This is a genomic window from Lysobacter sp. 2RAF19, assembly GCF_052115395.1.
Classification (GTDB): domain Bacteria; phylum Pseudomonadota; class Gammaproteobacteria; order Xanthomonadales; family Xanthomonadaceae; genus Noviluteimonas.
Genome location: NZ_JBFRGO010000002.1, coordinates 15,745 through 29,978, shown reverse-complemented (window position 1 = coordinate 29,978; position 14,234 = coordinate 15,745). Strand labels below are relative to the sequence as shown.

Genomic DNA, 14,234 nt, shown 5'->3' with positions numbered 1-14,234 from the left:
CCTAACGTTCAAATGGTGTTGGTTGCAAGCACCGGCCCTCAACCCTAAGGTCCCAGCTTCGATCGGGGAGCGGACATGCGGGCAAGGCGTTGCGGTGTGCTGTGGCTCGAGCCGAGGAACGTGGCGCTCTTCGAGTTCGACGATCTGCTGCGCGGCGGCACGGGCGTCGTGCGGGCCTTGCAGTGGTTTGCGCACGCGCCGCACCTTCCGCAACCGGTGGAAATCGACGCGGACTTCGCGCAGGTCGTCGGTGGCATCGGTTCGGAAAAATGGGTCGAAATCGCCGAACTCATCGGCGCGCATGGGGCAGGGGTCGTCGACGTGTTGATCGCGAAGGGCCTGGTCGTCACCGACGATCCACGCGATGCGGCGCATCGCGAAGGTGACGCACGCTTCCGGGAACAGCATTGGCATGGGCTGTCCGCAGTGTCGCACGCAGCGTCGCGTTGGTCGGGGATCGACACGGTCCAGGAGATCGCCGACGCGGGCGTGGATACCGCATCCGGCCTGCGCGCCGCGTACGGGCCGCCACCGCCGACCTTCCATGATCGCGGACCGCCCGAGGCGCGCATCGCATTGGCGCGCGCCGCGCCCACCGCCTTCGACGAACTCCTCGATCTGCGCAGTACCTGCCGCAACTTCGACACGACCCGCGCATTGCCACAGGCGCAGTTCGCCAACGTGCTCGAACGCGTCTTCGGCGCGCGTGGGCAAGTGCAGGCCACCGACGACTTCTCGGTCATCAAGCGCACGAGCCCATCGGGCGGCGCGATGCATCCGACCGAGGCCTATCTGATCGTGCAGAACGTCGAGGGCATCGCGCCGGGCCTGTATCACTACCGCCCGGGCGACCACGCGCTGCAACCACTGCCGCCTGTCGAGGATCTCGCGCAACTGGCGTCGCACGCGGTGGGCGGGCAGCAATGGTTCGCCGATGCGCACGTGCTCGTCGTGCTCGCGCCGCGGTTCGAGCGCAACTTCTGGAAATACCGCAATCACCCGAAGGCCTATCGGGTGACGATCCTCGATGTCGGACATTTGTCGCAGACGCTGTTTCTCAGCGCGATCGAGCTCGGCCTGGGCGCCTGCATCACAGCCGCGATCAACGAAGTCCAGATCGAAGAGGCCTTCGGGCTGGTGCACTACATCGAAGGCCCGTTGGCGGTGTGCGGATTCGGTCTGCGTGCCGAAGCGATGACGACCGCGGAGCTGGATCCGAACCGCAAGGCCTGGCCGCGCGAATCACCGCCCGCCGAGTAACCGCTCCCCAACCCCCGCGAACTTCAACCCCACCTTCGCCACGCGCTCATCCTTCAACGCGCGCACGACCAGCACCGCTTTCCCGAGCGCAAGCTTGTCGCCGACCTGCGGTTGCTCGTCGAAGCGTTCATCGAACAACTGCGCCGCGGTTGCGTCGCTGAAGCGCGCCGGGATCTGCAAACCATAGAACGATGCGATTTCGCCGAGCGGCGCATCGCCGGGCAAGGTGAAGCTGCCGAACAGGTCCTGCTCGGCGGCGCGTGCATCGCGGCCTTCGGCGAACAGCCAATCCAGGCGCGGTGCCTGGCCCGTGGGTGCGAGCACGTACGCGTAGTCGTTCGCGAGCAGGGTGCCTGCGTCGTCGGGCAACAGCACGCGGCCTTCGCGCACGACCATCGCCAGGCGCACGCGGCCGGGCAGGGCGGCGCCGCGCAGCACGGCGCTTCCCGCGGCGATGCGATAGCCGACCATGTCGTATTCGAGCTGGCCGGGGAGGTCGAGCTGGATGCGGCGCGTATTCGGGTCCGCGCGCGGTACGGCGACTTCGAACCGGTGCGCCGCGCGTCCCAGCGACCAGCCCTGCACGATCAACGAGACGAACACGACCACGAAGGCGACGTTGAAATAGATCGTCGCGTTCGGCAAACCTGCGAGCAGCGGAATCGATGCGAGGAAGATGCCGACCGCGCCGCGCAAGCCCGTCCACGCAATGAAGGCGATTTCCTGCCGGCGATACCCGAAGGGCGCCAGGCACGCGACCACCGCGGCCGGCCGCGCAACGAACATCAGGAAGGCGGCGACGCCGAGCGCGGGCCACAACACTTCGAACAACTTGTGCGGCGTTGCCAGCAGGCCGAGCAACAGGAACATCACCAACTGCGCGAACCACGTGGCCGCATCCTGCACGGACAGCACTTCGTTGCGCGCGCGCATCGGGCGGTTGGCGACGACGATGCCCGCCAGGTACACCGCGAGATAACCACTGCCGCGGAACAGGTTGGTGATCGAGAACAACGCGACCGCGCCGGCGAGCGCGAGCCAAGGATGCAGGCCCGGTGGAAGTTCGAAGGTGTTGAGCGTCCACACCATCAGGCGCCCGCCGAGATAACCGGCGACCAGGCCCGCGGCGATTGCCCATCCCAGTTGCAGCGAGAGCATCCAGGGATCGTGCGTGCCGGTGCCGGCGATCCACGTCGTCATCGCGAGCGTGAGGAAGACCGCCATCGGATCGTTGCTGCCCGATTCGAGTTCGAGCGTTGCGTTGACGCGGCGTTCGAGATGCAGGCCGCCCGCGCGCAACAGGAAGAACACCGCGGCCGCGTCGGTCGAAGACACGACGACGCCGAGCAGCAAGGCTTCCAACCACGGCAGATGCAACAGATACACCGCGGCGACGGCGGTGAGCGCGGCGGTGATCACCACGCCGGCGGTCGCGAGCACCACCGAGGGCACCACGCTGCCGCGCACCTGCGCCGCGCGCGTGCGCAGGCCGCCATCGAACAGGATCACCGCAAGCGCGAGCGAGCCGACCAGATACGTGAAGCCCAGGTCCGAATACTTGATGCCGCCCGGCCCGTCTTCGCCGAGCACCAGGCCGAGCAACAGGAACACCAGCAGCAAGGGGGCACCGAACCGGCGCGCGAGCAACGACGAAGCGATGCCCGCCAGGATGAGGAGCGCGCCGAAAAGCAGGCGCAGGTCGATGGCGTGCAGGTGCTCCAAGCGGACTCCTTGTCGGCTGGCGACGAGTGTAGCGGTCGCGGTCGCTTGCCGCCGGACCCCAACATCGTCGATTGACAACCTCGCCAAGCGCGATATCTTGTGGTCGTCGGTTCCGCGGGCGAAGGTTCGCGGATGAAAAGGGAAGCCGGTCCAACTCCGGCGCTGCCCCGCAGCGGTAGGTGGAAACGAAGTCGCGCACGCACTGGGGCGGTGGCCCCGGGAAGCGGCGACGAGTAGGTGGTGCGGCTCCATGCGCACCGTGTCCACGAGCCCGAAGACCTGCCGACAACCGCGCGATGCACGCCGCGCGGTGCCGGCCGCGGAATCTCCGGGGGGAGATGGCTGGTGACGCAGGGGCCGGCCGCCGCGTTTTTTCGCGCGCGTGTCTCGATCGCTGCGACGCCGCCTTCCCATCGTGTGGTTCCGAGTCCGACTGTCGATCGCCGAGGGAGCGATCGGCACCGGTGCGCCATCACGGAGCCACCCATGTCACACGACACGCTCGCCGAATCGGCCGTCGCGCCCGCCGCCGTCGCACCCGCATTCGATCTCACGCCGCCGCCCACCGCCACCACCATGCGCGTCACCAAGCGCAACGGTGCGTCCGAAGCCGTCGACCTCAACAAGATCGTGCGTGCGGTGACGCGCGCGGCCGAAGGCCTGCATTCGGTGGAACCGATGCGCGTGGCCACGCGCACGATCTCCGGCCTCTACGACGGCGCGACCACGCGCGAGCTCGACGAACTCTCCATCCGCACCGCCGCGCTGCTCACCGCCGAAGAACCCGAATACGGGCGCCTGGCCGCGCGCCTGCTGTCGGCGGTGATCGCCAAGGAAGTCGCGGGCCAGGAAATCCACGCGTTCTCGCAATCCATCGCGCGCGGGCACGAAGTGGGCCTGATCAACGACCGCCTGCTGGAATTCGTGCAGGCCAATGCGCGCAAACTCAACGACGCCATCGACCCGTTGCTCGACCAGGGCTTCGACTATTTCGGCCTGCGCACGCTGTACGACCGTTACTTGTTGCGCCATCCGCGCACGCGCAAAGCGATCGAAACACCGCAGCAATTCTTCCTGCGCATCGCCTGCGCGCTCGGCGAAGACGTGCCCGGCGCGCTCGCGCTGTATCGCGCGATGGCGCACCTGGATTACCTGCCCTCGTCGCCGACGCTGTTCAACAGCGGCACCAACCACGAGCAGTTGTCCTCGTGCTTCCTGCTCGATTCCCCACAGGACTCGCTGGAGTCGATCTACCAACGCTATGGCGACATCGCGCAATTGTCGAAATTCAGCGGCGGCATCGGCGTGAGCTTCACGCGCGTGCGTTCGCGCGGTTCGCTGATCAAGTCGACCAACGGGCATTCCAACGGCATCGTGCCGTGGCTCAAGACGTTGGATGCATCCGTCGCCGCCGTGAACCAAGGCGGCAAGCGCAAGGGCGCGGCCTGCGTGTATCTCGAGCCGTGGCACGCCGATGTCGAGGAATTCCTCGAGCTGCGCGACAACACCGGCGACGAAGCGCGCCGCACGCACAATCTCAATATCGCCAATTGGGTGCCGGACCTGTTCATGCGGCGCGTGGAGGCGGATGCGGACTGGTCGCTGTTCGATCCGCGCGTGGTGCCGGAGTTCGTCGACCTGTATGGCGATGCGTTCGAACGTGCTTACGAACAGGCCGAAACGCAGGGCAAGGCGACGCGCACGATCCGCGCCCGCGAGTTGTACGCGCGGATGATGCGTTCGCTCGCGCAGACCGGCAATGGCTGGATGACCTTCAAGGACAAGTGCAACCGCGCGAGCAACCAGACGCTGCGGCCGCAGAACGTCATCCATTTGTCGAACCTGTGCACGGAAATCCTGGAAGTCACCTCCGCCGAAGAAACGGCGGTGTGCAACCTGGGCTCGATCAACCTGGCGCGGCACGTCGATCCCGAGATCGGCTTCGATTTCGACAAGCTCGCCGAAACCGTGCGGTTGGCCGTGCGCCAGCTCGATCGCGTGATCGACCTGAACTTCTACCCGATCGAAACCGCGCGCCGCGGCAACCTGCGTTGGCGCCCGGTGGGCCTGGGCTGCATGGGCCTGCAGGATGTGTTCTTCGCGCTGCGCTTGCCCTTCGACGGCGAGGCGGCGCGCGCGATGTCGACGAAGATCGCCGAGACGATCTACTTCCACGCGCTCGATACCTCGTGCGAACTGGCGGTGGAGCGGGGCATGCATCCGTCGTTCGCCGATACGCGTGCGTCGGTCGGCGAGTTGCAGTTCGATGCCTGGAATGTCGTGCCCGAAGCCAGCGACCGTTGGGACGCCTTGCGCGAACGCATCAGGACGCACGGCCTGCGCAACTCCCTGCTCGTCGCGATCGCGCCGACGGCGACCATCGCCTCCATCGCCGGTTGCTACGAATGCGTCGAGCCGCAGGTGAGCAACCTGTTCAAGCGCGAAACGCTGTCGGGCGACTTCCTGCAGGTCAATCGCTACCTCGCCGAAGAGTTGAAGAAGCTCGGCCTGTGGACGCCGGAACTGCGCGATGCGATCAAGCGCGCGGAAGGGTCGATCCAGAGCATCGCGGAGATTCCCGAAGCCTTGCGCGATATCTACCGGACCGCGTGGGAACTGCCGATGCGCGCGCTGATCGACATGGCCGCCGCGCGCGGCGCGTACATCGATCAATCCGCGTCGCTGAACCTGTTCATGGAAAGCCCGGCGATCGGCGCGCTGTCGTCGATGTACATGCACGCATGGAAGCAGGGCATCAAGACGACGTATTACCTGCGCTCGCGTCCGGCGACGAAGATCCAGAAGACGACGGTCGGCGCGGCGCCGACGCCGGTCGAAGCCATCGCCTGCTCGCTCGAAAATCCCGAATCCTGCGAGGCCTGCCAATGAGTGCCGCCCGTCCCCTGCTGCTCGATCCCGGTTTCGAGCTCACCTTGCGCCCGATGCGCTATCCGCATTTCTACGAGATGTACCGCAACGCGGTGCGCAACACCTGGACGGTGGAGGAGGTCGACTTCTCGCTCGACCTCAACGACCTGCGGCACAAGATCGGGCCGGCGGAGCGCCATCTGGTCGAACGCCTGGTGGCCTTCTTCGCCACGGGCGATTCGATCGTCGCCAACAACCTCGTGATCAATCTCTACCAGCACATCAACGCACCCGAAGCGCGCATGTTCCTCTCGCGCCAGCTGTACGAGGAAGCGCTGCATGTGCAGTTCTATCTCACGCTGCTCGACACCTATCTGCCGGATCCGGCCGAACGTGCGCGCGCCTTCGCGGCGGTCGACAACATTCCGTCGATCCAGCGCAAGGCCGCGTTCTGCTTCAAATGGATGGAGTCGATCCGCAGCCTGCAGCGCGTGGAGACGCGGGAACAGCGGCGCCAGTTCCTGTTGAATCTTGCGTGCTTCGCCGGCTGCATCGAAGGCCTGTTCTTCTTCGGCGCGTTCGCCTACGTGTACTACCTTCGCTCGCGCGGTTTGCTGCACGGCCTGGCGGCGGGCACCAACTGGGTGTTCCGCGACGAAAGCGGGCACATGGCCTTCGCCTTCGATGTGTTCCGCACGGCGCGCGAGGAAGAGCCGGAGTTGATCGATGCCGACTTCCGCGCGCAGGTCGTCGCGATGATGGAAGAGGCCGTGGAGTGCGAAGTCGCCTTCGCCGAAGACACCTTGTCGGGCGGCGTCGCGGGCCTGTCGATCCGCGACATGCGCGAATACCTGCAGTACTGCGCCGACCAGCGCCTCGCGCAACTCGGGATGCCGCCGCACTGGCGCTCGCGCAATCCCTTCCCCTTCATGGACCTGCAGGATGTGCAGGAAGTCACGAACTTCTTCGAGCGGCGGGTCTCGGCCTACCAGGTCGGCGTGCAGGGCGAGGTGGCGTTCGACCACGCGTTCTGAGTCACGGGGCGCCTGTCAGGTGTGTAAACCCTGGCGGGCGCCCGCGCATCGGACCCCAGAGCCCCCCGCCCCGGAAGAAAGGAAATCGATCGATGCGTGCTGTGAACCGACGTTTTGCATTGGCGCTGGCCGCTGCCGCCCTGGTCGCCTCCGCCGCCTGCCTCGCGGCGCCCGCGCCGGCGACCGACCCGCAACCCGACGCCGACTTCCTGTTCGTCGGCAGCTTCCACATGAACAACCCGGGCCGCGACGTGCACAACACGCGCGCCGACGACGTGCTCAGCGCCAAGCGCCAGCGCGAGATCGCGGACGTCGCGCGCCTCATCGCGCGCTTCAAGCCGACGAAGATCATGGTCGAAGCCGAGACCACCAAGCAGGACACGCTGGACCAGACCTTCGCCGAGTCGTGCCATGGCAAGCGCCCGCTGACGCGCAACGAAACCGAGCAGCTCGGCTTCCGCATCGCCTGCGACCAGAAGTTGAAGGGCGTGATCGCCGTCGACTGGAACGACATGGGGCCGATCAAGGATGAGGCGAGCATCGACTGGCCCAAGGCGATCGAACGCCATGGCCAGCAGGCGCAACGCGCGCAGGACGACGCCATCGGCAAGGCGGTGAACGACGAAGACCAGCGCGTCCTGGACAACGGCACGATCGGCGACATGCTCGTGCGCCTCAACTCGCCCGAATGGTTGCGCGCGAACGCGCAGGCGTATTTCCGCATCGGCCTCTACGGCACGGCCGACGACCCGATCGGCGCGAACTGGGACATGCTCTGGTACGGCCGCAACCTGACCATATTCAACAACATCGTGCGCCGCACCGAACCGGGCGACCGCGTGCTGGTGCTGTACGGCGCAGGCCACGGCAATTGGTTGCGCCAGCTCGCCACCGATTCGGGCAAGTATCGCGTGCAGGACACGCAGCGCTGGTTGAAGGAAGACGCGCCGGCCAAGTGACGGCGACGCAGGTGCGCGGCTGCGTCAGTGGCCGCGCATTTCCTTCACCGGAGCTTCGGTCATCGCCGACTCGGTGTGGATCGCGCACAGCCATTTGCCGTCGCGGCGCACCCAGGTGCTGGAGTCGGACATGCGCACGCGTTCTTCGCGATCGGACATCGTCGTGGTCTGGTCGACTTCGTAGGTGACGATGGCCACGTCGTCGGACGGGCGGAGCACCCGCGTGTTCGACAAGTCGAAGGCCTTGAGCGCGTGGCGCGGGTCTTCGGCCATCTTGCGATAGCCGGCATGGTCGAACTGCATCGCGCCGTGGCTGGAGACCATCAGCGCCGGCTCGGCCAACAGGCCCAGGGCGACGTCCGTATCCCGGTCGACCATCGATTGCCAGAAGCGTTTTTCCAGTGCGATCAGGTCCTGGTCGGTCTCTGGCATGGCACGGTTCTCGATCGCGGGAGCGCGAAGGTGTAGCAGCGGCAACCTTCGGACGGAGTGAAACTCAGGTGACCGGCGCGCCACGGTCCAGGGTGCGGTAGCCGATCGCTTCGGACAGGTGCGGCGTGACGATGTGTTCACTGTCGTCGAGGTCGGCGATGGTCCGCGCCACGCGCAGGATGCGATGCAGCGATCGCGCGGAAAGGTCGAAGGCGACCATCGCGCGTTCCAGCAAGGCGCGGTCCTGCGGCGCGAGGCGGCAGGTCGCGTTCGTCGCCGACTGATCCAGCAAGGCGTTGGGAAGACCGGCGCGCGCGAGTTGTCGCGCGCGGGCGGCGACGACGCGGGCGCGCACCGGTTCGCTCGGTTCGCCTTCCGGCGCCTCCTCGCGCAGGGCGTCGGGTGGGACGCGCGGTACGTCGACGTGCAGGTCGATGCGATCGAGCAGCGGACCGGACACGCGTGCGCGATATCGGTCGATGGCCTCGGGCAGGCAACGGCACTTGCCGCTCGGATCGCCGGCCCAGCCGCAGGGGCAGGGATTCATTGCAGCGACGAGTTGGAAACGCGCCGGATACTCCGCGCGGGAGGCCGCGCGGGAAACGACGACCGACCCCGACTCGAGTGGTTCGCGCAGCACTTGCAGCGTGTGGCGGCCCCACTCGGGCAACTCATCGAGGAACAACACGCCGTTGTGCGCGAGCGAGACTTCGCCCGGCCGCGCATCGGGGCCGCCGCCGATCAGCGCGGCCGCGCTGGTGGTGTGGTGCGGCGCGCGGAACGGACGCAGGCGCCAGCGCGCGACGTCGACGCCGCGGCCGCTGATCGAAGCGACCGCCGCGGACTCGAGCGCTTCGACCTCGCTCGCTTCGGGCAACAGCCCCGGCAGGCGCGAGGCGAGCAGCGTCTTCCCACAGCCGGGCGTGCCGACGAACAACAGGTGATGCTGGCCCGCGGCCGCAATCTCCAATGCACGCCGCGCACGCCATTGCCCGCGCACGTCGCGCAGATCCGGCGCGTGGCGTTCGACGACGGCGACCGCTTCGGCGCGCGGCAAGGATTTCTCGCCGGCCAGCAATGCGCAGACCTCCAGCAAGGTGCGCGCAACGCGGACATCCGCCGACGCAACGAGGGCTGCTTCGCCGCCGTTGTCCTGCGGCACGATCAGGCGTCGATTCGCCTGTGCCGCCTCGATCGCGGCCGGCAAGACGCCGTCGACGCCGCGCAGTTCCCCTGTGAGCCCGAGTTCGCCGAGGAACTCGACGTCGCGCAAGGCCTCGTTCGACAACTGCCCGCTCGCGGCCAGGATCCCGAGCGCGATCGGCAAATCGAATCGTCCGCCGCGCTTGGGCAGGTCCGCCGGCGCGAGGTTGACGGTGATGCGCCCGTCGGGAAAGGTGAATTGCGAACACTGCAGCGCGGCGCGCACGCGATCCTTGGCTTCCCGCACGCCCGCATGCGGCAGGCCGACGACCGTCAGCGACGGCAGGCCACCGCCGACATGCACTTCCACGCGAACGGCAGGCGCGCGCACGCCGACGCGTGCACGCGTGTGCACGAGCGACAAACCCATGGGCAACCCGCTAGTGGCGCGGCGCCGGCGAATCCAGCTGCGCTTCGAGATCGGCGACGGTGCGCTGGAGTTCGTCCAGCTTCTCGCGCGTACGCAGCAACACGGTGCGCTGCACTTCGAATTCCTCGCGGGTGACGAGGTCGAGCTTGGACAAGCCGGTCTGCAGGACGGATTTGAAGTTCTCCTGCAGCTCGTCGCGTCCCTCGCGCAGGGCGGGGGGGACGAGGCTGCTGAGGCGCCGCGCGAGGTCGTCGAGTTTATCCAGGTCGATCATGGCGCTCATTGTCCTCAAGTCCTCGGGCTACGCGAGCTTGTCCAACTTCCGGGCCGGCCGCCATCAGGAAAAGAAGCGGCGGGCCGTGGGTATTTTCCTACAGCCGGTCCCGGCGCGGTTATGCTGCGGGCACGCGACATGGAGACGATGTGATGAAGATGGTCATGGCGATCATCAAGCCTTTCAAGCTGGACGACGTACGCGAGGCGCTGTCCGAGGCGGGCGTGGCGGGGATCACCGCGACCGAGGTCAAGGGCTTCGGGCGCCAGAAAGGCCACACCGAGTTGTATCGCGGCGCCGAATACGTCGTCGACTTCCTGCCCAAGATCAAGCTCGAGGTCGCCGTGTCCGACGACCAGGTCGACGCGGTGGTCGAAGCGATCATGCAGGCCGCCGGCACGGGCAAGATCGGCGACGGCAAGATCTTCGTCTGGGATCTCGACAAGGTGGTGCGCATCCGCACCGGCGAGCTGGACGGCGACGCGCTTTAAGCGTCGCCCAGGGCCTCGGCCACGAACGGAATCGACGCCATCGCGCCCTGGTGGACGTCGGCCGTGTAGTACTTAGTCTTGAAGGTTTTCGCGCGCGCATCCACCGCGCGGTAATCGAATCCACCGGACTTGCGCGCCAGCGTGCAGCTCCACCAGCCGGTCGGGTAGCACGGCTGCGGGAAGGGCAGCGTCTTGAAGGTCGTGAAGCCGGCCTTGCCCATTTCGCCGCGCATTTCCTTGATCAGCTCCAGCAGCACCAGCGGCGACTCGGATTGCTGCACGAGGATGCCGTCGTCCTTCAGCGCGCGGAAGCACGAGGCGTAGAAGGCCTTGTTGAACAGGCCTTCGGCCGGGCCGACCGGATCGGTCGAATCCACGATCACGATGTCCACGCTGCCCGCCGGGCAATTGGCCATGTAGGCGATGCCGTCGTCGAACAGCAGTTCGGCGCGCTTGTCGTTGTTGGAATCGCACAGCTCGGGGAACCACTTCTCCGCCATGCGCGTGACCTGCTCGTCGATGTCGCATTGCGTGGCCGATTCGACGCCCGGGTGCTTGAGCACTTCGCGCAGCGTGCCGCAATCGCCGCCGCCGATGATGACCACGCGCTTGGGATTGGCATGCGTGAACAACGCCGGATGCGACATCATCTCGTGGTAGAGGAAGTTGTCGCGCGTGGTGAGCATCATCGCGCCGTCGATCAGCATCACGTTGCCCCAGTCGGTGCTCTCGAAGATTTCGATCTTCTGGAAGGGCGACTGCACTTCGTCCAGCTTGCGCGTGATGCGGTAACCGATGGCCGAACCGGCGGGTTCGAAGTTCTCGTACATCCAGGTGGGTTCGGTCATCGCGGCGGTCCGGCTGGGGCGTGGGGGCGCGCATTGTAGGGCGTCGGCCGTTTTGGCGGTGCGTTCGGCCCGCGGGGCCTATACTTCGCGCCCGTTTTGTTCCCCCAGACCGAGGTAATCCGCCGATGAGCGCATGGTCCGTCGACCAGGCCCGCAAGACCTACTCCATCCCGCATTGGTCGGAGGGGTATTTCGATGTCGATGGCGCCGGGCGCGTCACGGTGTTGCCGCGCGGTGGGCAGGGCCCGGCGATCGCGCTGTCCGAAGTGGTCGACCAGGCCAAGGCCAACGGCGCCAAGCTGCCCTTGCTGGTGCGCTTCCCGGACATCCTCGGCGACCGCCTGCGCAAGTTGCAGGCGGCCTTCGCGCAGGCGCAGGCCGATTGGGACTACAAGGGCGGCTACACGGCGGTCTATCCGATCAAGGTCAACCAGCACGCCGGCGTGGCGGGCACGCTCGCCTCGCATCGCGGCGAAGGCTTCGGCCTGGAAGCCGGCAGCAAGCCCGAGCTGATGGCGGTGCTCGCGATGAGCCGGCCCGGCGGGCTCATCGTCTGCAACGGTTACAAGGACCGCGAGTACATCCGTCTCGCGCTCATCGGCCGCAAGCTCGGGCTGCAGACCTACATCGTGGTCGAGAAGCCCAGCGAGCTGAAGCTGATCATCGAGGAAGCCAAGGCCCTCGACGTGCGCCCGGGCATCGGCGTGCGCATGCGGCTGGCTTCGCTCGGCGCGGGCAAGTGGCAGAACAGCGGTGGCGACAAGGCGAAGTTCGGCCTCTCGCCGCGGCAGGTGCTCGATCTGTGGAAGACGCTGCGCGACAGCGGCTTCGGCGACTGCCTCGGCCTGCTGCATTTCCACATGGGTTCGCAGATTTCCAACGTCCGCGACATCGCCAACGGCATGCGCGAGGCGGTGCGTTACTTCGTCGAGCTGTCCAAGCTCGGCGCGCAGGTGCAGTACATGGACGTCGGTGGCGGGCTGGGCATCGATTACGAAGGCACGCGTTCGCGCAGCTATTGCTCGATCAACTACGGCGTGAGCCAGTACGCGAACAACATCGTGCAGCCGCTGGCCGAAGCCTGCGAAGCGCACGCGCTGCCGCAGCCGCGCATCGTCACCGAATGCGGGCGCGCGATGACGGCGCACCATGCGGTGCTCGTGGCGAACGTCGCGGAAGTCGAGGAAGCGCCCGAAGGCCGCGTGCCGCCGCCGCACGACGACGAACCGGCGGTGATCCGTCACCTGCGCGAGTTGCACGACGAACTCGACCAGCGCCCAGCGGTGGAACTCTTCCACGACGCGCAGCACCATCATGGCGAAGGTTTGTCGCTGTACGCGCTCGGGCAGATCGACCTGACCCATCGGGCGCGCATCGACGATCTGTTCTACGCGATCGCCCATGCCGTGCGCGCGCGCCTGGATGTCGGCGAGCGTTCGCACCGCGACCTGCTCGATGAGTTGAACGAGCGCCTGGTCGACAAGTATTTCGTGAATTTCAGCGTGTTCGAATCGATGCCCGATGTGTGGGCGATCGACCAGGTGTTCCCGATCGTGCCGATCGAGCGCCTCGACGAAGCGCCCGCGCGTCGCGGCGTGATCGCGGACATGACCTGCGACTCGGACGGCAAGATCGACACCTACGTGGAAAACGAAGGGCTCGACAGCTCGCTGCCGCTGCATCCCTTGCGGCACGGCGAGATCTATCGCCTGGGCTTCTTCCTCGTGGGCGCGTACCAGGAAATCCTCGGCGACATCCACAACCTGTTCGGCGATACCGATGCGGTCGAAGTGCATCTGGACGGCGACGGGTACGCGATGACCCAGCAGCGTCGTGGCGACACGACGGACGTGATGCTGGATTACGTCGGGTACAAGCTCGATGCGCTGCGCGAGGCGTATGCGAAGAAGGTGGATGACGCGGGGTTGCCGGCGGAAGAGAGCGCGCGGTTGAAGGATGCGCTCGAAGCCGGACTCACGGCGTACACCTACCTGAGCGACGAACCGGTTTAGTCCCGGGCGATCTGGAAGCCGGCGAAGGATTGCCGCGTCGGCATCATTTCCAGGCGATTGACGTTGAGGTGGGGCGGCAGGTTCGCCACCCACCACAATGTTTCGGCGATGTCTTCGGCGGTCATCGGGTGCGCGCCCTTGTAGAGCGCATCCGACGCGGCCTGGTCGCCGTGCGTGCGCACGAGGGTGAATTCGGTTTCGGCCATGCCCGGCTCCAGCGCGGTGACGCGCACGCCGGTGCCATGCAGGTCGGCGCGCAGGCCGAGCGAGAATTGCGAAACGAAGGCCTTCGTGCCGCCGTAGACGTTGCCGCCGGCATACGGATAGGTCGCGGCCGTCGAGCTGACGTTGACGATCGCGCCCTTGCGTTCGATCAGCGACGGCAACAACGCGTGCGTGAGCACGACAAGCGCGCGCACGTTGGTGTCGATCATCGTCTGCCAATCGGAGAGGTCGGCTTTCTGCGCGGGCAAGGTGCCCTGCGCGAGGCCGGCGTTGTTCACCAGCAGGTCGATGGTGTTGAAGTGCGCCGGGATGGCGTCGAGTGCGGCGCGCATCGCGGCTTCGTCGCGCACATCGAAGACGGCCGGATGCACGCGATCGGCGCCGAGGGCGTCGACGAGCGACTGCAGGCGGTCGGCGCGTCGGCCGGTGGCGACGACATTCCAGCCGCCGGCGACGAAGCGCTTCGCGGCCGCGGCGCCGAAACCGGAAGTGGCGCCGGTGATGAACGCGGTGCGGGGCGTGGTCGTCATCGGGGG

Annotated in this window: 12 protein-coding genes and 1 riboswitch; of the genes, 6 read left to right on the top strand and 6 right to left on the bottom strand. The window is 66.8% G+C overall.

All coding sequences use genetic code 11. The features are described 5' to 3' along the window. Window positions 1-75 precede the first annotated feature (75 nt). Complete coding sequence (locus tag AB4059_RS06975) at window positions 76-1,260, top strand: putative peptide maturation dehydrogenase (protein ID WP_498977948.1); 1,185 nt, start codon at window positions 76-78, stop codon at window positions 1,258-1,260. Here AB4059_RS06975 and AB4059_RS06970 read toward each other — a convergent pair. Further along, window positions 1,243-2,982 (bottom strand): potassium/proton antiporter, encoded by a 1,740-nt coding sequence (locus tag AB4059_RS06970; RefSeq protein ID WP_498977945.1) that lies wholly within the window; start codon window positions 2,980-2,982, stop codon window positions 1,243-1,245. The two genes, AB4059_RS06975 and AB4059_RS06970, sit on opposite strands and share 18 nt — an antisense overlap. Before the next feature lie 90 nt (window positions 2,983-3,072). After that, a riboswitch (cobalamin riboswitch) is annotated at window positions 3,073-3,283 on the top strand. 185 nt (window positions 3,284-3,468) lie between these two features. Between AB4059_RS06970 and AB4059_RS06965 the strand changes: the two genes are divergently transcribed. The 3 genes from AB4059_RS06965 (at window position 3,469) to AB4059_RS06955 (ending at window position 7,843) form a co-directional block, all read left to right on the top strand. Then, window positions 3,469-5,871 (top strand): ribonucleoside-diphosphate reductase subunit alpha, encoded by a 2,403-nt coding sequence (locus AB4059_RS06965; protein ID WP_498977943.1) that lies wholly within the window; start codon window positions 3,469-3,471, stop codon window positions 5,869-5,871. Further along, a complete protein-coding gene (locus tag AB4059_RS06960; RefSeq protein WP_498977940.1) occupies window positions 5,868-6,884 on the top strand; it encodes a ribonucleotide-diphosphate reductase subunit beta in 1,017 nt (338 codons plus the stop codon). Before AB4059_RS06965 ends, AB4059_RS06960 begins: the two co-directional genes overlap by 4 nt. 92 nt (window positions 6,885-6,976) lie before the next feature. Continuing rightward, window positions 6,977-7,843, top strand: a complete 867-nt coding sequence (locus tag AB4059_RS06955) for a DUF5694 domain-containing protein (protein ID WP_498977938.1) — start codon at window positions 6,977-6,979, stop codon at window positions 7,841-7,843. Between the two features lie 24 nt (window positions 7,844-7,867). Here AB4059_RS06955 and AB4059_RS06950 read toward each other — a convergent pair whose 3' ends face one another. The 3 genes from AB4059_RS06950 to ubiK form a co-directional block, all read right to left on the bottom strand. After that, entirely contained in the window at window positions 7,868-8,275 is a 408-nt protein-coding gene (locus tag AB4059_RS06950) for a nuclear transport factor 2 family protein (protein WP_498977936.1), read from the bottom strand. A 64-nt stretch (window positions 8,276-8,339) separates the two neighbouring features. Next, window positions 8,340-9,848 carry a YifB family Mg chelatase-like AAA ATPase gene (locus tag AB4059_RS06945; protein WP_498977934.1) on the bottom strand — a complete coding sequence of 503 codons (1,509 nt, stop codon included), beginning with the start codon at window positions 9,846-9,848 and terminating at the stop codon, window positions 8,340-8,342. 10 nt (window positions 9,849-9,858) lie between these two features. Further along, the gene (gene ubiK / locus AB4059_RS06940) at window positions 9,859-10,122 is read right to left on the bottom strand and encodes a ubiquinone biosynthesis accessory factor UbiK (RefSeq protein ID WP_498979025.1); all 264 of its coding nucleotides are present in this window, start codon (window positions 10,120-10,122) and stop codon (window positions 9,859-9,861) included. Between the two features lie 152 nt (window positions 10,123-10,274). Between ubiK and AB4059_RS06935 the strand changes: the two genes are divergently transcribed. Then, entirely contained in the window at window positions 10,275-10,613 is a 339-nt protein-coding gene (locus tag AB4059_RS06935) for a P-II family nitrogen regulator (protein ID WP_498959198.1), read from the top strand. Here the strand turns inward: AB4059_RS06935 and speE are convergent. Further along, window positions 10,610-11,461, bottom strand: a complete 852-nt coding sequence (speE, locus tag AB4059_RS06930) for a polyamine aminopropyltransferase (protein ID WP_498977932.1) — start codon at window positions 11,459-11,461, stop codon at window positions 10,610-10,612. The two genes, AB4059_RS06935 and speE, sit on opposite strands and share 4 nt — an antisense overlap. Before the next feature lie 125 nt (window positions 11,462-11,586). On the opposite strand from speE, the gene speA reads away from it, so the two are divergent. Then, window positions 11,587-13,473: an arginine decarboxylase gene (gene speA / locus AB4059_RS06925; protein ID WP_498977930.1), complete on the top strand. Its 1,887-nt coding sequence runs from the start codon at window positions 11,587-11,589 to the stop codon at window positions 13,471-13,473. Here the strand turns inward: speA and AB4059_RS06920 are convergent. Next, a complete protein-coding gene (locus tag AB4059_RS06920; protein ID WP_498977928.1) occupies window positions 13,470-14,228 on the bottom strand; it encodes an SDR family NAD(P)-dependent oxidoreductase in 759 nt (252 codons plus the stop codon). The two genes, speA and AB4059_RS06920, sit on opposite strands and share 4 nt — an antisense overlap. Window positions 14,229-14,234 lie beyond the last annotated feature (6 nt).